16 protein-coding genes are annotated in these 19,904 nt (G+C 58.2%); 7 read left to right on the top strand and 9 right to left on the bottom strand.

All coding sequences use genetic code 11. From position 1 onward, the window contains the following. Positions 1–40: 40 nt before the first annotated feature. The 7 genes from LAT62_RS06195 to LAT62_RS06165 form a co-directional block, all read right to left on the bottom strand. Positions 41–1,210, bottom strand: a complete 1,170-nt coding sequence (locus tag LAT62_RS06195; protein WP_293380584.1) for an iron-containing alcohol dehydrogenase — start codon at positions 1,208–1,210, stop codon at positions 41–43. A gap of 273 nt (positions 1,211–1,483) precedes the next feature. Next, positions 1,484–3,226: an ABC transporter substrate-binding protein gene (locus LAT62_RS06190; RefSeq protein WP_293380581.1), complete on the bottom strand. Its 1,743-nt coding sequence runs from the start codon at positions 3,224–3,226 to the stop codon at positions 1,484–1,486. Positions 3,227–3,291: 65 nt separating this feature from the next. Continuing rightward, the gene (locus LAT62_RS06185) at positions 3,292–3,564 is read right to left on the bottom strand and encodes a DUF2160 domain-containing protein (RefSeq protein ID WP_293380578.1); all 273 of its coding nucleotides are present in this window, start codon (positions 3,562–3,564) and stop codon (positions 3,292–3,294) included. A 16-nt stretch (positions 3,565–3,580) separates the two neighbouring features. After that, positions 3,581–4,483, bottom strand: a complete 903-nt coding sequence (locus LAT62_RS06180) for a carbohydrate ABC transporter permease (RefSeq protein WP_293380575.1) — start codon at positions 4,481–4,483, stop codon at positions 3,581–3,583. A gap of 1 nt (position 4,484) precedes the next feature. Continuing rightward, positions 4,485–5,375, bottom strand: coding sequence for a carbohydrate ABC transporter permease (locus tag LAT62_RS06175; protein ID WP_293380572.1), 891 nt, complete (start codon positions 5,373–5,375; stop codon positions 4,485–4,487). Continuing rightward, complete coding sequence (locus tag LAT62_RS06170; RefSeq protein WP_293380569.1) at positions 5,365–6,465, bottom strand: ABC transporter ATP-binding protein; 1,101 nt, start codon at positions 6,463–6,465, stop codon at positions 5,365–5,367. Before LAT62_RS06170 ends, LAT62_RS06175 begins: the two co-directional genes overlap by 11 nt. 2 nt (positions 6,466–6,467) lie before the next feature. Next, positions 6,468–7,556, bottom strand: a complete 1,089-nt coding sequence (locus tag LAT62_RS06165; protein WP_293380566.1) for an ABC transporter ATP-binding protein — start codon at positions 7,554–7,556, stop codon at positions 6,468–6,470. Between the two features lie 366 nt (positions 7,557–7,922). Here LAT62_RS06165 and LAT62_RS06160 point away from each other — a divergent pair, with 366 nt between their 5' ends. Further along, the gene (locus LAT62_RS06160; protein ID WP_367120534.1) at positions 7,923–9,878 is read left to right on the top strand and encodes a sigma-54-dependent Fis family transcriptional regulator; all 1,956 of its coding nucleotides are present in this window, start codon (positions 7,923–7,925) and stop codon (positions 9,876–9,878) included. Between the two features lie 7 nt (positions 9,879–9,885). On the opposite strand, the gene LAT62_RS06155 is transcribed toward LAT62_RS06160, so the two are convergent. Continuing rightward, complete coding sequence (locus tag LAT62_RS06155; protein WP_293380563.1) at positions 9,886–11,373, bottom strand: glycerol kinase GlpK; 1,488 nt, start codon at positions 11,371–11,373, stop codon at positions 9,886–9,888. Between the two features lie 166 nt (positions 11,374–11,539). Here LAT62_RS06155 and LAT62_RS06150 point away from each other — a divergent pair, with 166 nt between their 5' ends. From LAT62_RS06150 to LAT62_RS06135, 4 genes are all read left to right on the top strand, one after another. Further along, positions 11,540–11,755 (top strand): hypothetical protein, encoded by a 216-nt coding sequence (locus LAT62_RS06150; RefSeq protein ID WP_293380560.1) that lies wholly within the window; start codon positions 11,540–11,542, stop codon positions 11,753–11,755. A gap of 55 nt (positions 11,756–11,810) precedes the next feature. Continuing rightward, positions 11,811–13,283, top strand: a complete 1,473-nt coding sequence (locus LAT62_RS06145; protein ID WP_293380557.1) for an AAA family ATPase — start codon at positions 11,811–11,813, stop codon at positions 13,281–13,283. After that, complete coding sequence (locus LAT62_RS06140; RefSeq protein ID WP_293380554.1) at positions 13,280–14,626, top strand: MFS transporter; 1,347 nt, start codon at positions 13,280–13,282, stop codon at positions 14,624–14,626. The genes LAT62_RS06145 and LAT62_RS06140 overlap by 4 nt, the downstream gene beginning before the upstream one ends. A gap of 120 nt (positions 14,627–14,746) precedes the next feature. Next, entirely contained in the window at positions 14,747–15,547 is an 801-nt protein-coding gene (locus tag LAT62_RS06135; RefSeq protein ID WP_293380551.1) for an EAL domain-containing protein, read from the top strand. Between the two features lie 123 nt (positions 15,548–15,670). Here LAT62_RS06135 and glpK read toward each other — a convergent pair whose 3' ends face one another. Beyond that, positions 15,671–17,152, bottom strand: coding sequence for a glycerol kinase GlpK (glpK, locus tag LAT62_RS06130; protein WP_293380548.1), 1,482 nt, complete (start codon positions 17,150–17,152; stop codon positions 15,671–15,673). Between the two features lie 281 nt (positions 17,153–17,433). Here glpK and LAT62_RS06125 point away from each other — a divergent pair, with 281 nt between their 5' ends. Both LAT62_RS06125 and glpD read left to right on the top strand, forming a co-directional pair. Next, complete coding sequence (locus tag LAT62_RS06125) at positions 17,434–18,192, top strand: DeoR/GlpR family transcriptional regulator (RefSeq protein WP_293380545.1); 759 nt, start codon at positions 17,434–17,436, stop codon at positions 18,190–18,192. A gap of 158 nt (positions 18,193–18,350) precedes the next feature. After that, positions 18,351–19,883, top strand: coding sequence for a glycerol-3-phosphate dehydrogenase (gene glpD / locus LAT62_RS06120; RefSeq protein ID WP_293380542.1), 1,533 nt, complete (start codon positions 18,351–18,353; stop codon positions 19,881–19,883). The last annotated feature ends 21 nt before the right edge of the window (positions 19,884–19,904 follow it).

Genomic DNA, 19,904 nt, shown 5'->3' with positions numbered 1-19,904 from the left:
ACTGTCTACTGTCTACTGTCTACTGTCTACTGTCTACTGTCTACTGTCTACTTTCCAGAATCTTCGTCAACTCCTCGTCGGCTAACACAATCGGATTCGTCTTCATGCTCCCGCCCCGCGCATTGGCGACGATCTGCGGGAAATCTTCCTGTGTTATTCCATAGTCACGCAGCCGGGGCATTTGCAGCCGCTCGGTCCAATCATGCAAGGTTTTCAGCAGGGTGGTATGCGCTGCGGAGTCGTCCAGATCAGGCTGATCGGCCAGCATTCGGCCCACGGCGGCATAGCGCTCGAGGGCCACTGAATCCGGCTGTCTTGCACGCAGGGCTTCAATATTCATCGCTGTGGCTTCCGCCAGCAGGGTGCCGCAGACCTCGCCGTGCGGAATCGGAAAGAAGGCACCCAGAGGCGAGGCCAGTCCATGCACCGAGCCCAGACCGGCCTGAGCCAGAGTAATGCCGGACATCAGTGATGCATAGGCCAGTCTGGCGTAACCGGCGGCGCGTTGATCGGTTGCCTCGACTGCGTCCCAGAGCCCTTCCCTGAAAGCCGCCATGCCGGACCAGGCCAGCGCATCGGTAAAGGGGCTGGCGTTGATCGACACCCAGGATTCGAGGAGCTGCGTGAAGGCGTCCATCCCATTGGCCGCGATCTGCGCTTTGGGGCAGCTTGCCAGCAAGTCCGGGTCGACCAGTGCGACCCGCGGTACCAATTGGTCATCCCGGAAGGATTTCTTGAATCCGTCAGGTCCGCGACGACTCAGTACGGCGTTTTTGGTGGCTTCACTGCCGGTGCCGGCTGTCGTGGGCACAGCGATCAGAGGTAGTGCAGGACCCCTGTAAGGCAGCCCTCGGCCAACACCCTCCAGATGATCCATGACCGAGTTTCCGGAGGGCAACAACCCGGCAATTGCCTTGGCCGCGTCCAAGGGACTGCCGCCGCCAATGCCGACCACGACTTCAATCTGCTCACCCTGATAGCGGGCCACAATGTCGTCTATCCGGTCCGGGCTGGGTTCCCCGGTGATGGTTTCATGCCGCCAGTGGAGCTGCTTTGCCTGCAAGGTCTCCAGGAGGGGTTGCCAATGCACCGACTGGATGAAAGAGCGCCCCCCGGTGACCAGCAATACTCGATTGCCTTGCGCTGATATCAGATCCGGGAGTTGTTGGATACTGCCGCTGCCAAAGTGGATCGCAGGCAGGCGCGCCACTGAAAAAGAGCTCGTTGACTGCGTGCTTGTGAGGCTGAAAAGATATTCGGAAACCATCGTCAAACCCTCTGGCTTCGTTCTATGTTGGTTAAGAGAACATTGTACAGAGCGGGCGAAAAAAGGCCGCCCGAAGGAGCGGCCAAATGGGACACTACAAAACACAGGTTGTCGCATCGGACGAACGGGAAACGCTGAGCCCGGTGTCCGATCATGGTGGCAGAGGCAGCGGGTGCGGACGCACCCACTGTCACTCTGCAGGGCCAGTGGTCTGGTTTAGCGGCTGCCCGCGGCCATCCACTCTTCCATCATCTGCTCGTACGGGACAGTGACGCCCTGTGGCTTCTCGTTGTCGAGCTTGGGCTTGGGTGAGCCCGGCTGGCTGAACCAGTATTCGGGATCCCGCTCTTCGTTGAGCACCGGTGCATAGCTCTCGAACACCTCAGCGCGCGCCAGGCGGCCCATGATGTCATCCATGGCATTGGCCAGGTTGTCCAGACCTTCCTGCGGGGTGACTTCACGGCTCATGACCGGAGCCAGGTTCTGCCACCACAGGGGTGCCATACGCGGATAGTCGGGTACGTTGGTACCTGTCGGTGTCCACCAGCTCTCGTTGGGGCTGCGATAGAACTCGACCAGGCCACCCAGACGCGGTGCCATTTCGGTCATCTGATCAGAGAAGATGTCAGATTCGCGGATTGGCGTCAGGCCGTGCATCAGTTTCTCCAGTGAACCGGTCTTGGCCACGGTGAACTGACCGAACAGCCAGGCTGCGGTGCGACGGTCTTCCGGTGTGGAGTCGAAGAAGGTCCAGGAACCCACGTCCTGATAACCCACCTTCATGCCTTCTTCCCAGTAGGGGCCAGTCGGAGAAGGCGCCATGCGCCACAGTGGCATGCCGTCTTCATCAACCACGGCAACACCATCCTCGATCATGTCGGCGGTGAACGCGGTGTACCAGAAGATCTGTTGGGCAATGGTGCCCTGCGCGGGTACCGGACCGGCCTCACCGAAGGTCATGCCGGCGGCCTCGGGCGGAGCATAGTCATGCAGCCAATCTACGGCTTTGGTCATGGCATAGACCGACGCAGGCGCGTTGGTACCGCCACCGCGCGTGATGCTGGCACCGACCGGACGGGCCTCTTCATCGACCCGAATACCCCAGTCGTCGACCGGGTTGCCGAACGGAATGCCGGGGCTGCCCATGCCGGCCATGGAGAGCCAGGAGTCGTGGAAACGCCAGCCCAGCGACGGGTCACGACGACCATAGTCCATGTGCCCGTAGATCTGCTGGCCATCCATCTCGCCGACGTGCTCGGTAAAGAACTCGGCAATGTCTTCATAGGCGGACCAGTTGACCGGCACGCCCAGGGGATACCCGTAGATGTCTTCGAACTGAGCCATCAGATCCGGGTCGGTAAACCAGTCATAGCGGAACCAGTAGAGGTTCGCAAACTGCTGCGACGGCAACTGGTATATGCTGCCATCCGGTCCGGTGGTATATTGAATACCGATGAAGTCTTCCAGATCGAGAGTGGGCAGCGTGAAATCCGCCCATTCGTTCTGCATGGCTTCGGAGAGGTTGATGGTGGTGCCGTAACGAATGTGCGTACCAATGGCGTCAGAGTCATTGATGTAGCCGTCGTAGATATTACGACCGGACTGCATCTGGGTCTGCATGGTGTCGACCAGATCGCCTTCGCCGATGATGTTGTGGGTAATGCGAATACCCGTCAACTCTTCGAAGGCAGGCGCCATGACATCGCGTTCGAACTCGTGTACGGCCAGGCCTTCAGCCACCGTCCGGATTTCCATGCCGCGGAACGGTTCGGCAGCTTCTGCGAACCAAAGCAGTTCCTCGATCTGTTCTTCGCGGGACAGTGTGGAGTTCTGGAAGACTTCATCAACCAGTCTTTCTGCGATTGCCCGGGCGTCATGGGAGCTGGCCGTCAGAGAGCCGGAGGCTATCATAAGGCTGCTCGCCAACACCGATAGGCACAGTGTCTTGTTATTTTTCATGTTTACCTCGTTGCTTGCACGAATGATCATCCATGACATTCAGTGAGTCCTTTCCCTTTTTTGACTTAACCCCAGCGCATGAGAATCGCCATCCAGAGGACGCAAAAGCCCAGGGCCAACCAAAGACTGAGGTCTGTGAACCCCACCACACCCAGATGAATGTAGGCAGAGCTCAACAGGCCGATGAACAGGCGGTCACCGCGGGTGGTGGCAATGGGCAGAAAACCCTTGCGCTCAACCGTCGGCGAGATCACCTGCCAGACCGTCATACCGGCCAGAATACTGGCGATGGAGCTGAAAAAAATTGCGGTCGGTAATGTCCAAACCATCCATTGCATTGTGCTGCCCTCCTGCTCAGGTACGGCCGAGGGCAAAGCCCTTGGCGATATGGTTACGCACGAAATAAACCACAAGAATGCCCGGCACTATGGTCAGCACGCCGGCGGCTGCCAGTGTTGACCAGTCCACACCCGAGGCAGTTGAGGTCCGGGTCATGATGGCGCCGATCGGCTGCGCATTGGTCGCCGTCAGCGTGCGTGCCAGCAGCAGTTCGACCCAGGAGAACATGAACAGGAAGAACAGGGTCACCCCGATTCCGGAGCGAATCATCGGAATGAAGATCTTGATAAAGAAGGCCGGGAAGCTGTAGCCGTCGATATAGGCCGTCTCGTCGACCTCCTTGGGTACGCTGCTCATGAAGCCTTCCAGAATCCATACGGCCAGCGGAATGTTGAACAGGCAGTGCGCCAGGGCCACGGCAATATGGGTGTCGAACAGACCGACTGTGTAATACAGCTGGAAGTAGGGCAACAGGAACACCGCAGGCGGGGCCATCAGGTTGGTCAGCAGCCAGAAAAACAGATGCTTGTCGCCGATGAATTTGAAACGACTGAACGCATACGCCGCTGGCAGTGCCACCAGAATACTGATCGTCATGTTCATGGCCACATAGGTCAGCGAGTTCACATAGCCCATGTACCAGGATGGATCAGTCAGGATCTTGATGTAACTGTCGAAGGTCAGTGCCTGCGGCCACAGGGAGAAGACGCTCAGAATCTCCCGGTTGGACTTCAGCGACATGTTGATCAGCCAGTAGATCGGCAACAGGGTGAAAACCAGATAGATCGACAGCAAAAACCGGTTGCGACCTACTGATTCGCCTTTCTGGCGGCTTACCGCTCGCGTCAGCCCTTCTTCGGCAGTCTTTTCAGGGCTTGCCGATTGAGCCTGGGTGTTGGTCATCGTGGATTGGCTCATGTCATGCACCCCCTGAGATGTTGTCTGCTTTGTCTTTCTGCATGTTCATGATGGTCACGTAGAACACATAACTGACCGCCAGGATGATCAGGAAGTAGATGATCGAGAAGGCGGCCGATGGTCCCAGGTCCTGCTGACCGATCGCCATGGTGGCCAGCGTCTGACTCAGGAAGGTGGTTGAGCTGCCAGGGCCACCGCCGGTCAGTACGAAGGGCTCGGCATAAATCATGAACGAGTGCATGAAGCGCAGAAGCACCCCGATGACCAGCACATTGGTCAGCTTGGGCAGCTGGATATAGCGGAACACCGCCCATTTGGAAGCCCGGTCAATCTGAGCCGCCTGATAGTAGGCTTCCGGAATAGCGCGCAGGCCGCTGTAGCACAGCAAGGCAATCAGGGGGGTCCAGTGCCAGACATCCATGATGATGATAGTGATCCAGGCATCGGAGGCATTGCGAGTAATGTTGTACGGATAGCCGAGTTGGCGGATACCGTAGCCCATCAGACCGATGTCGCCCCGGGTGAAGATCTGCCACATGCTGCCCACCACATTCCACGGCACCAGCAGCGGCAGGGTGATCAGAATCAGCACAGCAGAGGCCTGCCAGCCTTTCTTCGGCATCAGCAGGGCGATGGCGATGCCGAGCGGCACCTGAATGGCCAGAATCGTGAAGGAGAAAGCGAACTGGCGCATCAGCGCGCTCTGCAGACGAGAGTCGTTCAGCGTCTGCACGAACCACTCGGAGCCGACAAAGAAGGCAGACCGGCCGAGAATGTCCTGGACCGAATAGTTGACCACGGTCATCAGCGGGATGATGGCGGAGAAAGCCACCAGCAACAGCATGGGCAGGACGAGAAACCACGCCTTGTTGTTTTCGACTTTATTCATCATCCACCTCCACGCGGAACTCGTCGATGTAGACATTCAGCCACTGCTCGGGGAAACTGATCCAGGCCTTTTTCTGCGGGATCCGTTGATCCTCGTGCAGGCGCGCCTTCATCAGAGCATCGCCAAACCAGAAGGTCATGATGCGGTAGGTGCCCAGGTCTTCCATGTCTTTCACAGTGACCTCGAAGGCTTCGCTGTTGCGGTCATCCCAGACATGAATGAACTCCGGGCGGATGCCGAGCTTCAGATTGTCCGAAGTGGCCTCGCGGGCCACCTTGAGCCGTTTCTGACTGACCGGGATGGTGATGTCGCCGAACTGCATACCCTGTTCGGTGGCTTCGACATCAAGGAAGTTCATACCAGGACTGCCGATAAAAAACCCGACAAAGGTATGGGCAGGCTTCTCGAACAGTTCGCGCGGGGTGCCGAACTGGACTATCTGCCCCTCGTACATCACTGCGATCTTTTCAGCGAAGGTCGAGGCTTCCAACTGATCGTGCGTCACATAGATCATGGTGATATTGAACTGCTCATGAATCTGCTTGAGCTTGCGCCGCAGCTTCCACTTCAATTGCGGGTCGATCACAGTCAGCGGTTCGTCGAACAGGATGGCCGACACGTCATCGCGCACCAGACCACGCCCCATTGAAACCTTCTGCTTTTCGTCAGCGGTCAGGTTCTTGGCCTTGCGCTTCAGCAGGTGGGTCAATTCCAGAATGTCAGCGACTTCATGCACTCTGGGCATCACCATGTGTTCCGGCTTTTTTACGTTGCGTAACGGGAAAGCCAGGTTGTCGAACACGGTCATGGTGTCGTAGATCACCGGGAACTGGAAAACCTGGGCGATATTGCGTTCCTGTGGCGACAGGTCGTTGACGATGCGTGAATCGAAAATCACGTCCCCATCCGAGGGTCGCAACAGACCGGAAATGATATTCAGCATGGTGGACTTGCCACAGCCGGAAGGGCCGAGCAGGGCATAGGCGCCGCCCTGATGCCAGACATGCTCCATCTCCCGGATTGCATAATCCTGCGGACTCTGCGGGTCTGTTTCATAGGTGTGCGCCAGTGAGCGCAGTCGGATCTCGGCCATGGTCAGGCTCCTCCCATGCGAGATGGCACATGGACGACAGCGCCGCCCATGTCAAAGGCATAGATCTTGTGTGTGGGGAAATAGATCTTGATCTTTTCGTCCACGCCATACTCGTGCACGCCCGACAGGTGAAGCACCAGTCGAAAGTGGTCATTGCGCACATGGAGAAAGGTCTCTGAGCCGCTGATTTCGGCGAGGTCCACATTGACCGGCAACTCCAGGTCGTCGTCCGCATGTGGCACCAAACCTATATGAGAGGCGCGAACACCAAACTTGTAGCGCCCTGGTGTCAGCGATTTAAGGTCGGCGTTCAGCTTGAAGTGCACCGTCTCATCGAAGGTGACCTCGGATTCAGTGACCAGACCCGGCACGACATTGATCGGCGGTTCGGAGAACATCTCTGCGGTCAGGATGTCCTTCGGTTGATGGTAGACCTCCGGTGTGCGCCCATACTGCAACAGTCGGCCTTCATGCATGACAGCAGTGTGGCCACCCAGGGCGAGCGCCTCGTTGGGCTCGGTTGTCGCATAGACGGCGATACAGTTCTTTGTCTTGAACAGTTCGCGCAGCTCTTCGCGGAACTCCTCACGCAGTTTGTAGTCCAGATTGACCAGTGGCTCGTCGAACAGAATCAGGTCCGCGTCCTTGACCAGGGCCCGGGCCATCGCGGTCCTCTGTTGCTGGCCGCCGGAGAGCTCAAGGGGGTGGCGCTTGAGCAGGTGCTCGATATGCAGCATGGCGGCGGTGTCGCGCACCCGCTCGTCAATCACTGTGGCGGGCAGTTTGGCCAGGCGCAGCGGCGAGGCGATGTTTTCGTAGACGGTCAGCGCCGGATAATTGATGAACTGCTGATAAACCATGGACAGATTGCGTTTGCGCACCGGAACACCGGTGACATCAACGCCATTCATGATGACCCGTCCTGATGTTGGTTTTTCCAGCCCGGCCATCAAGCGCATCAGTGTGGTCTTGCCGGCCAGAGTGCGGCCCAGCAGCACATTGAAGGACCCGGGTTCCAGGGTCATGTTGATGTCGCGAATCCAGTCCTGACCATCAACAGACTTGCTGACGTTTTCAAGAATGAGAGACATGTTGTGTACTCGCGTTTTAATTTTTATGTGGCTGACCGCCCACTCACGGCAGTCAGGCTCTGCAGCTCATTATTCAAGATGAATGCCACATTTTGTGAAGATTGATGAAAATGATGATAAGCCATTGAAATATATGGCAATAAAGCGATTTTTGGCACTTGTGAGCAGAAATATAGAAAACAAACGAATGTGCGGGTATGTTCATAAACTGTTCACTTTGAACACTCCAAACTGTTCAGTGACTGTTCATGCGACTGTTCAGTGATCTGTTCATACCACCAAGTGCAGATTGACAAACGGCGGCAGGCAGGGAGAATAGGTCGCTTCGCGGGTATCCACTTTCAAGGAACCGCAGGAGAGCAACGAGTGCAGCTGGACAATAATAACAATCCGGCCGAAAGCACCGAACATGAGAGCGCAGAAGCGCCCCTGACACACCAGGAAGTGATTGAGAAATCCTGGTATCGGTGTGAATCCTATGGGCTGTCGCATGGCACCCAGCCGGACTTTGGCGATACTCGCCAGGGTGAAGTGTCCGCCCTGGTGGACCAACACCAGAACCTCATCCACACGACGGAAAACGAGGTGCTGCCCTATTACGAAAATATTCTTTCCAATTCCTCCTGCCTCATTGTGCTGGCTGACAATGCCGGACATGTGCTGAATACCTGGGGCGCCTCCCGTTTTCGTGGACGTGGCCAGCATGGCCTGGTTCCGGGTCATCAGTGGCAGGAAATGGGTGTCGGCACCAATGCCATCGGTACGGCGCTGGCCACCGGCCAGCCCGTGCAGGTTAGTCGGGATGAGCATTTTCTGCGCGCCAACCGCTACATGGTAGGTTCGGCCTCCCCCATCTATGACACCCGGAAAGAAATGATCGGTGTGCTGGATATTTCCTCGGACGCCTATCTGCCGCAGGACCATACTTTGGGCATGGTCAAGCTGATGTCGCTCAGCGTCGAGAATCAACTTATCTATGCGGCATTTCAGAACGACCACTATGTGATCACCTTCAGTACCAACATCAGTGGTCTGGACAGTCACTGGGCCGGTATGCTGGTGCTGGATGATCGAGGTGTGGTGGTGTCGGCCAATCGGCGAGCCTGGGTGCTGCTGGCGCACGATCTGGCGCTGATGAACATCGAAAACATATTCGGCTGCAGCTTCCGCGAACTCAGCCAGCAGCCGCCCAATGTGCCGCTGACGCTGCGCGTGTTCGAACGCTATCGAATGTGGGTGCGCGTTCAGCCCCCGCTGGCCCCACCCTTGAAGATCCCTGATTTCCGGATTCAGGAGCAGCCTGCGGCGCCGGCCAGTGCTGCTCGCTCGGCGCCGCCCGAGCGCGGAGATATCCCGCCGGACGTCGTGCCCTTCGACGAACTGGAGCATGGCGACAAGCAGGTCCGCCTGGTGCTGACGCAGGCGCGCAAGATCATCGAGAAAGACATTCCGATCCTGATTCGCGGCGAGACTGGCGCGGGCAAGGAAATTCTAGTGCGGTCACTGCACTTCCACAGCAGTCGCAAGCGAAACACGCTGGTGGCGGTCAACTGTGCCTCCATCCCGACCGAACTGGTGGAGTCTGAGCTGTTTGGCTACGAAAAGGGCGCCTTTACCGGTGCCAGCACCAAAGGGTCTATCGGGCTGATCCGCCGCGCCCATGGGGGCACACTGTTCCTGGATGAAATCGGCGAAATGCCCCTGCATGTGCAGGCTCGCCTGCTGCGAGTGCTGCAGGAGCGGGTTGTCGTACCGCTGGGCTCGAGCGAGACCTTTCCTGTCGACATCAGACTGGTTTCGGCCACCAACAGGGACCTCAAGTCCGAAGTTGATCGGGGGCAGTTTCGCCAGGACCTCTACTACCGGATTTCAGGGCTTAACATAGAGTTGCCCGCGCTGCGCAACCGCCACGACAAGGCAGCGCTGATCCACTATGTCTATCGCCGTCTGGAGAAAGAAACCGGAGAACCCCGGCCATTGTCACCCCAGGTACATGATCTGCTGGTACGCCACCCCTGGCCGGGCAATGTGCGTCAACTGGTCAATGTGCTGAAGATTGCCCATGCGATGTCAGAGCCTCCGACTCTGGAGGCGGACCATCTGCCGGCAGATTTCTATGATGATTTCGAGCAACCCCGGCCGGAGCCGACAAGCGTCGCGCCTCCAATCACCGCAGATCTCGCTGATTCCAGCGACCGGGTACAGGCCGTGTTGCAGATATTCGAGCAGACGGGCGGCAATGTCAGTCGAACCGCACGACTGGCGGGTGTGAGCCGCAACACGGTCTACAAGTATGTGCGGGAAAACCAGCCGGATACCTGACCCTCGATCAGGCGCGTGGCGTCTGGATGCGCATCACGGCCTCGTCCCAGCGCCGCAGTAGGCTGTCGCGCAGGGCATCGTCTATCTTGGGCTGATACCGGGGGCCGGAACGGATCAATTGACCGGCGTCTTCCAGAGAGTCGTGCCAGCCCAACTGGACACTGCACAGCATGGCCGTCCCGCGCGCTATAACGGCATCCGTGTCACCGGATACCACTTCCACCCCGGTGATGTCGGCCAGACTCTGCAGAAACCAGCGTCGGGTCAGCTCGCCGCCATCCACACACAGGCTCTCGATAACGATGTCGTCATAGCGCATCGCCTTCAGCATGTCTTCGGTCTGATAGGCCACACTGCGCAGCGCCGCGGCTACCAGATGTCGTATCCGAGTATCCCGTGTCAGGCCGAACAGAGCGCCACGGGCCTGTTGTTCCCAGTAGGGGGCGCCCAGTCCGGTGAAGGCCGGAACCATGATTTCTTCCTGTTCCAGGGGGACCGACTCCGCCAGCTTGTCCAGCCCGTCCCGATTGGAAACGATATTCAGGTCCTCTTCGAGCCAGTCAACAACCGAGCCCGCTGTCACCACGCTGCCTTCCAGCGCATAGACCGGCTGGCCCGCAATCTGATAGCCAAGCGTCGTCAGCAGGCGATTCTGACTGAATATCGGCCTGTTACCGGTATTGACCAACGCGAAACAGCCGCTGCCATAGGTGGCCTTGCCTTCCCCATTGCCGAGGCATCCGTGACCGACAAGGCTCGCATGCTGGTCGCCGATCAGGGCGCAAACGGGAAACGAGGCACCGAACAGCGATATAGAAACGTCGCCGTAATGGGCGGCGCAGTCACGCACCTCGGGCAAGACCTGGCGGGGAATGCCAAACCAGTTCAGCAGCTCGTCATCCCAGCGTTGGTCGTGCAGGTTGTACAGCAGGGTGCGCCCCGCATTGGTGGCATCTGTGGCGTGCACTTTGCCACCGGTCAGTTGCCACAGCAGCCAGGTGTCCATGGTGCCGAACAGAAGCTCTCCGGCGACGGCACGATCAAGCAATCCGGGCTCGTTGTGCAACAGCCAGTGGAGTTTGCTGGCTGAGAACTGGGGGTCCAGCGTCAGGCCGGTGCGTTGTCGAACCCACTCCTCATGGCCTTGCTCGCGCCAACGACTGCAAATGCTTGCGGTTCTTCTGTCCTGCCAGCTCAGCGCAGGATGCACCGGCCTGCCGGTGTCTTTTTCCCACAGCAGGCAGGTCTCGCGCTGATTCGCCAGACCCATGCCGGCAATGGCCGATGGTGGAATACCGGAGTCGCGGATGACGTTCTGGACCGAGGTGCAGACCGCCGTCCAGACGACCTGCGGATCAAACTCCCACTGGTCGCGCGCCCGATAGTCTGCCGGGCAACTGACCTGATGACGAGACTGTACTTGCAGTTGTCGGTCCATCAGCGTGGCACCGGTGTGTGTGGTGCCCTGCTCGATGATGATCAGGTATTCGTTCATGATATTTTGATGATCGTTATTGTTCGTTTGTGTTCGTTATAACCCCAAAAACGGAAAATATCAACACGCCTCGGCGCGCTTTCAGCGTCTCTATGTCGGGCCAGTGGTTCTGTCTGCTATGCTGCCAGCCAAGATACTGGGCTTTCTGTTGCGCAGGAGATTAAGGATGCTGGAAGCAATGAGCGGCGCTTTGCTGCTGGTGGCCGGAGGCTGGGCCTGGTTGCTGGCCTTTGGGAAAGTGAAGTTTTCCCGTGACCCGGAACGGGTCCTCGAATTCAGAAGAAAATATGGTGTGACGCTGTCGATATTGGGTATCCTGCTGATGATGTTCGGCTTTATGCGCCTGCTGTTCTTTGTGCTGGCAGGTGCCGAAGGGCCCTGAGCCACAGAGGCTGGCAACAGATCCAGCGCCTGAACGATTACCTTGGAGGCTCGGTATGCAGGAGTTGAGGGAGCTCGAAGTGCTGGTGCGTTCCGGCACACCGATTATCGTCATTGAAACCCATGAAGAGCAGCGGGCGCTTGCCGCGCTGACTCGACTGGCCGGGCAACTGTACAAGGACTTCCAGCGCTGGTCGGTGGCCGATGGCCTGGTTGCGGGCGGCCTGTCCATGGCAGACGAAGAGGCCCAGTTCACTGAACCCGAAGAGGTGCTGCAACACTTGCGTCGGCGCTCCAGCCGCAGCCTGGTGGCACTTTGTGATCTCCACCCGTTTCTGCGTGAACCCAAGGTGGTGCGCTTGCTGCGCGAACTGGCGCAAACGCGAGACAACCATGGGCAAACACTTTTTCTGATCAGCCATCGGCTGGATGTCCCGCCCGAACTCAGTCGACTGGTCGCCAGAATCGAGCTGAATCTGCCCAGTGATGAAGAACTGTTCGACATCATTCGTGAAGAGGCCCGGGCCTATTCCGAGCAGAATGTCGGTCGCCAGGTCCGCACCGACCGCACTGCGGTGCGCAAACTGGTGGCCAACCTGCGTGGCGTCAGCCACAGCGATGCCCGGCGCCTGGTGCGCACGGCCATTTTCGAGGATGGCGCCATCACGCTGGATGATCTGCCCGAGATCAATCAGGCCAAGTTTGAACTGATGGACATGGACGGTGTACTGACCTATGAGTTTGATACGGCCGTTTTTTCCGAAGTCGGCGGGCTGGACAATCTCAAGGCCTGGCTGGAGCAGCGACGGGACAGCTTCGTACAGGCGGACCACCCCCTTGACCCACCGCGCGGGCTGATGCTGCTCGGTGTGCAGGGCGGAGGCAAGAGCCTGGCCGCCAAGGCCGTTGCCGGGCTCTGGCGAGTGCCGCTGCTGCGCATGGATATCGGTGCCCTGTACAACAAATATCATGGCGAGAGCGAGCGCAACCTGCGCGAGTCTCTGCGCCTGGCTGATCGCGTGGCCCCCTGTGTGTTGTGGATGGATGAAATCGAAAAGGGCATAGCGGTAGGCGATCAGGATGGCGGCGTGTCGCGCCGCATGCTGGGCACATTGCTGACCTGGATGGCAGAACGCTCCAGTCGGGTGCTCTTGGTGGCCACCAGCAATGATATTCGGCAACTGCCTCCGGAACTGGTGCGCAAGGGTCGCCTCGACGAGTTGTTCTTTGTCGACCTGCCGTCCCCTGCCGTGCGCGGTGATATATTCCGAATTCATCTGGAGAAGCGGGAAGTGGACACCTCGGGCCTGGATCTGGACCGCCTGGCCGAGGCCAGCGAGGGCTTCACCGGGGCTGAAATAGAAGCTGCGGTGATTTCGGCGCTGCACCGCTGTCATCGTGACCAGCGGCCCGTGGCAGACACCGATCTGCTCTGGGCACTTGAGAGCACTGTACCCATCTCGGTAACCCGTTCCGAAGACATCCAGGGTCTGCGTCAGTGGGCCAAGCAAAGGGCAGTACCCGCATGAGTGTCGAGAATACAGAGCCGGCCGGCAACCCCGGCAGCAAGCGTGAAATCTTCGGCTGGGCCATGTATGACATCGCCAACCAGGCCTATACCACGGTTGTCATCTCGTTTATCTACAGTGCCTTCTTCGTCAGTGTAATCGTGCCGGAGGACAGCGCCCTGCGCGACACCTACTGGTCGATCGCTCTGGTCGGCTCCATGCTGATGGCCATGTTGCTGTCACCCATTGTCGGTCAGCGCATTGATCAGGGGGCCAGCAAGAAAAAACTGCTGGCGGTGTCGACAGCTTTTTGTGTGGTGTTCACCTGTGCGCTTTGGTTTGTGGCGCCGGGCTATGTCTGGCTGGGGATTGTTCTTCTGCTGGTGTCCAACACCGCCTGGATGCTGGGTGAGGCCATTATTTCGTCATTTCTGCCGGATATCTCCAGTCGGCGCAATATGGGTGTTATCTCAGGCCTCGGGTGGGGTGTGGGCTACATCGGTGGTCTGATCAGCATGATTCTGGTGTCGATCCTGATCGTCCGGGCAGACCCTGCGTCCGACCTGGCCACCTATGTGCGCCAGAATCAGTGGGCCATGGTGGCCATCTCCATCTATTTCGTGCTCTTTGCCATACCCACCTTCATTTTCGTCAAGGATCGCAGAAATACTCCCGACCCGAGGGTGGTCGACAGAACCTGGCTGGAAAGCCTCGATTTGCGCAAAACCGCGCGCGAACAGCCCGCATTGATGCGTTTTTTCCTGGCATTCCTGTTCTACACGGCCGGTGTTCAGGCGGTGATCAAGTTCATCGGTATCTATACCTCGGCTGAACTTGGCATGTCGGCTGCAGAGCTGATCAACGTGTTTCTGGCTACCCAGTTCAGCGCCATGTTCGGTGCCATCGCCTTCGGGTTCATGGATCGCGCCATTGGGGCGCGGCCTACCTTGTTGATCACCATTGGACTCTGGATCGTCGCCATCGGCTCCATGTATGCCCTGCAGCCCCTGGCGGACCTGTTTTCTGCGGATCCGGTGCATGTCTTCACCGTGATTGCACTGCTGGCAGGCACCGGCATTGGCTCTATTCAGGCCTCCAGCCGGTCGCTTGTGGGTCAGTTGACGCCCAATGCGCGTTCCGGGAGTGCCTTCGGCCTCTGGGGCATGTTCATGCGCTCGGCGGCCATTCTGGCGGCTATGTTCGGGGTTGTGGCGGATGTGTTCAGCCGTCAGAACGCCCTGTTGATGGTCATCCTGTTCTTCGTCATTGGTGCTTTGCTGCTGTTGCGCGTACCGCTGAAATCAGCGCTGGCCGAGCGCTATGCTGAAGATGAACAGCTGCGCCAGGCCGCCGCCAGGGAATGAGTCGCCGGAGAGTAAATTGTTGGCTCAGCACTCGGAAAGCGTCTAAATTGAAAGGGGTGTGGCCTGCAGCCCCCAAAGTCCCGACAGATCAGCAGTTGAAGGAAAAGTGACGACGCGACTATGACCGAAGCCAATTTCACGCGCGACCCTGAAATTATCAAAACCGTCCCCAACGTCGATATCTGCGCCTGTCAGGTGCCGTTGCCCTTCGAGTTCTCAATGGCTTTTCAGCCCATCTGGGATCACAAGCTGCAACGGGTATTTGCCTACGAGGCACTGGCTCGGGGTGTAAACGGCGAAGGGGCGGGCACGATCCTGTCGCAGGTGACCCAGAAGATCAAATATGCCTTTGACCAAGCGTCTCGGGTGACGGCCATTCGCCTGGCCACCGAGCTGGGCATGCCGGATGGGGCCTACCTCAGCATCAACTTTCTACCCAATGCCATCTATGACCCCGAAACCTGTATCCGGGCTACGCTGGACGCAGCCCGGCTTTATGACTTTCCACACAACAGAATCATGTTCGAGATGACCGAACATGAAAGCATGGGTGATACGTCGCACTTCAAGACCATTATCGAGGCCTATCAGCGGCTCGGCTTTACTACTGCCATCGACGATTTCGGTGAAGGCTATTCGGGGCTGAACCTGCTCTCCAACTTTCAGCCCGACATCATCAAGATCGACATGCATCTGGTGCAGGGTATCGCCCGGGATCCGGTCAAGCGGGCAATCGTGCGCGGCATCACCGTAATGGCTCTGGATCTTGGCATCGATTTGGTGGCCGAGGGCGTTGAGCGCAAGGAGGACTTCCGGGAACTGGCAGACATGGGCGTGCGCTACTTCCAGGGTTATCTGCTGGCACGCCCGGGCTTCCAGGCCATGCCGGAAGTCGATCTGTCCGCCATCTCCAGCGGCTGAGGGAACCAAGGCAAAAAAAGCCCGGGCAAAATGCCCGGGCCAACGCTGCGATCGGAGACACCCAATTTGCGCAAACGGCTACGTCACCATGAAACACTGATGTCCTGACCCGTCCCCGCACAGTCACTCGGACTGCACTTTCGCCACCGCCGCCTGCCAACGACGGTAATACTTCTCGCGATCTGCCTGGCGCAAGGCCGGGTTGTACTTTTCCTCCACGCGCCACACCGAATCCAGGTCATGCAAACCCTTGAAATAGCCCTGATGCAACGCCGCCAGCAGAGCCGCGCCCTGGGCCGTGGTTTCTGCGGTGTTGCTGGTGACGGTGGTAACACCGGTGAGGTCGGCCAGAGTCTGGAGGAACCAGCGGTTGCGGATCATGCCACCGTCAACCCGCAGTGATTTGACTTCGATGCCATCCTGCACCATCGCCTGCAACAGGTCTTCCGTCTGGAAAGCGACACTGCGAATGGCGGCAGCCACCATCTGGGCAACCCCGGTATCCCGAGTCATGCCGAAAACCGCCGCTCGGGCGTCCGGGTCCCAGTAGGGGGCGCCCAGCCCGGTAAAGGCCGGCACCATGATTTCCGACTGGTCGTGCCGGATAGACTTGGCCAGCGCTTCGGTATCAGCCGCATTTTCAATAATGCCCAGGCCGTCGCGCAACCACTGAATGATGGCGCCGGCCATGAAGATACTGCCTTCCAGGGCATAGGTGGTCGTGCCCTGGAGACGATACCCCACAGTGGTCAGCAACCGGTGCTGGCTGGTGATGGCCTCGGAGCCTGTGTTCACCACAGCAAAACAGCCGGTACCATAGGTGCTCTTCAGCATGCCCGGCTCGAAACAGGCCTGGCCAACCAGCGCCGCCTGCTGGTCGCCGATCATGCTGCAGACCGGGATGTCGGCGCCCAGCCACTCGGCGTCACAGGTGCCAAAATCGGCGGCGCTGTCCATGACCTCGGGCAGCATGCTTTCAGGCACACCCAGTTCCTTCTGCATGGTGGTTGACCAGCGCTGTCGATGAATATCGAACATCAGGGTGCGCGAGGCATTGGTCGCATCGGTGGCGTGCACCTTGCCTTTGGTCATCCGCCACAGCAGGAACGTATCCACTGTCCCGAAGAGCAGCTCACCTTTTTCTGCCTTGCTCTGGGCGCCGGTGACATTGTCCAGGATCCACTTGACCTTGGTGCCGGAAAAATAGGGGTCCAGCAGCAGCCCGGTTTTCTTTTGGCAGGTTTCTTCGAGCCCTTTTTCATGCAGTTCGCGACACAGTGCTGCGGTGCGCCGGTCCTGCCAGACGATGGCATTGTATACCGGCTTGCCGGTTCTCTTGTCCCATACCAGGGTGGTTTCCCGCTGATTGGTGATGCCGATGGCGCTGACCTGGCTGGCATCCACATTGTTTTTGGACAGAACAGCACGACAACTGCGCACCACCGACTCCCAGATGTCCTCCGGGTCATGCTCGACCCAGCCGTTTTTCGGAAAGTGCTGTTTGAATTCTTCCTGCGCCGTACTGACCACTGTCATGTCGGGGGTGTAGAGAATGGCACGACTGGAGGTGGTGCCTTGATCAATGGCAAGCAGATATTGAGTCATGAGGTCGCCTTGCAGATATTCGTAATTATTCGTTTATGTTCCACTCTGTGCCATTTATAACGAGCGATCTCGTGAAAGGCAACTGCCAATTTCGTAACAGACTGTATTCCAGCCGCCGACAGCCTCCAGCTATTGCTGGGGGTGGAGACGTGCTCGTCTTTGCTCCATAATGCGAGCGCAGGTTCGAACATGAGCCTTCCAGCACGCGAACCAGAATCGAATGTGCTGCATGATCGTTGCAGTACACCAGTGAACGTCAGGCATAAGGACACTCCTTCGCTATGAGCCAGGCCTTGCGACAGAGCCGTATTCATCAATTGGTGAAGCAGAAGGGTTATCTGACCATAGATGAACTGGTGGCCCACTTTTCGGTTACGCCGCAGACCATCAGGCGTGACCTGAACCAGATGGCGGAAGATGGCCTGATCGAGCGCCATCACGGCGGGGCCGGAGTGGCTTCCAGCGCTGAAAACACCGCCTATCAGACGCGCAAGATTCAACATCTGGCAGAGAAAACGCGCATCTCCGAGCAGGTGGCGATGCACATTCCCGATCATTCGTCCCTGTTCATCAATATCGGCACCACCAATGAAACGGTTGCTCAGGCACTATTGGGCCACAAGGGTTTGAAGGTGGTGACGAACAACCTGCATGTGGCGTCCATCCTCAGCAACAAGCCCGATTTCACGGTCATCATTGCCGGCGGACAGGTTCGGAGTCGCGATGGGGGCATTGTCGGGGAAGCCACCCGGGATTTCGTGCATCAGTTCAAGCTGGATTACGGCATTATCGGCATCAGCGGCATTGATGACGAAGGCACGCTGCTCGACTTCGACTACCAGGAAGTGCGCATCGCGCAGGCCATCATGGAAAATTCGCGCTATGTCTACCTGGCCGCCGACCACTCCAAGTTCGGGCGCAATGCCATGGTGCGCCTGGGCAATCTGAACCAGTGCTCCGCGTTCTTCACTGACCAAAGGCCCTCGCAGAGCCTGGTGGACTACCTGACCCAGCAACAGGTAGACCTGCACATCTGCTGACCCTTCCATGCGTTCCTGATTCCTCGATGACAGATGATTTGTGTTGCGCACATGTTCGTTAATGATTATATTTGATTAAAACGAATATAAACGAATTGCATCGCTTGTCGTGCCAAGGCACAGCGGCAGGCAAACATGACAACGGGCAGGACTTCAAGATGGCGCAACAAACCTACGATCTGCTGGTCATTGGCGGCGGTATAAACGGAGCCGGTGTGGCGGCAGATGCAGCCGGGCGCGGGCTTTCGGTGGCACTCTGCGAGACAGACGATCTGGCCAGTGCGACCTCGTCCTGGAGCTCCAAGCTGATCCATGGTGGCTTGCGCTACCTGGAGCATTATGAGTTTCGTCTGGTGCGCGAAGCACTGGGTGAGCGCGAAGTGCTGTTGCGCGTGGCCCCCCATCTGGTGACGCCGCTGCGTTTTCGCATGCCCCACCACAAGGGTTTGCGGCCGGCCTGGATGATTCGCATCGGCCTGTTTCTCTACGATCACCTGAGCAAGCGGACCAGCATCAAGGGGTCAAAGGGCATCCGTTTCGATCCGCAGGGGCCAGTGCGCCCGGAGTACGTCAAAGGGTTCGAGTATAGCGATTGCCGCGCTGATGACGCGCGATTGGTGGTCATGAATGCCAAGCTGGCCGAACAGAAAGGCGCCACTATCATGACGCGTCACTCCGTGACCCGGGCGCGGCGGGAAAACGGCGTCTGGGCGGTGACGGTGCAGCCGCAGGCCGGCAACAGTTTCACTCTGTATGCCAAGGCGCTGGTCAACGCCGGGGGCCCCTGGGTGCGCAAGGTGCTCGACAGCTTCGACAATGTGCGTATCGACAAGACCATTCGCCTGGTGAAGGGCAGTCATATCATCGTGCCACGTATTCACGATGAAGAAGAAGCCTACATATTGCAGAACAGTGACGGCCGCATCGTGTTTGTGCTGCCGTATCTGGAAGACTACTCGCTGATCGGCACAACGGATGTGGACTATCATGGTGATCCGAGAAACCCGGAAATCGATGATGATGAAATCGACTATCTCATCCGCATTACCGAGGACTACTTTCGGTGCAAACTGGGTCGAAAGGACATTGTCTGGACCTACTCGGGAGTGCGCCCGCTGATGCAGGGTGAGCGGCCGGACGAGGAGGAAAACGCGTCCAAGGTCAGCCGTGACTACCATTTTGAAGTGGAAGACGATAACGGGCATGCGCCTCTGCTGTCGATATTCGGTGGCAAGTTGACCACCTATCGCAAACTGTCCCAGGCGGCCGTGTCAGCACTGAAACCCTGGTTTCCCGGTATGTCGGAGCCCTGGACGGACAAGGCGCTGCTGCCCGGTGGTGAAAATATGAGCCACCCGGCGTCCTACGCCGAAGAATTGCAAAAACGGTATCCTTTCCTGACGCCAAAGGCTGCCCGAAGACTGGCCTTCAGCTATGGTCGACTCGCCGAGCGCTGGCTGGGCGACGCCACTTCTGAAGCTGACCTGGGTCCACGATTCGGCCAGTTGTATGGTGAAGAGGTGCGTTATTTGATGGCTCACGAATGGGCGGAAACCCCGGATGATGTTATCTGGCGGCGCACCAAAACCGGCATAGGCATGACGAAGGATCGGCGGCAGGCGCTGGCGGAGTTCATGGCGGAACAAAGCACCGCGTCAGAAAGCAAACAGTCGCACGTGGTGAATGCCTGATTGCTAGCGGGTTAATTCGAC

This window comes from Natronospirillum sp. (assembly GCF_022565775.1).
Classification (GTDB): domain Bacteria; phylum Pseudomonadota; class Gammaproteobacteria; order Pseudomonadales; family Natronospirillaceae; genus Natronospirillum.
The sequence above is the reverse complement of the archived record's forward strand: the minus strand, read 5'-3'. Positions and strand labels throughout refer to the sequence as shown.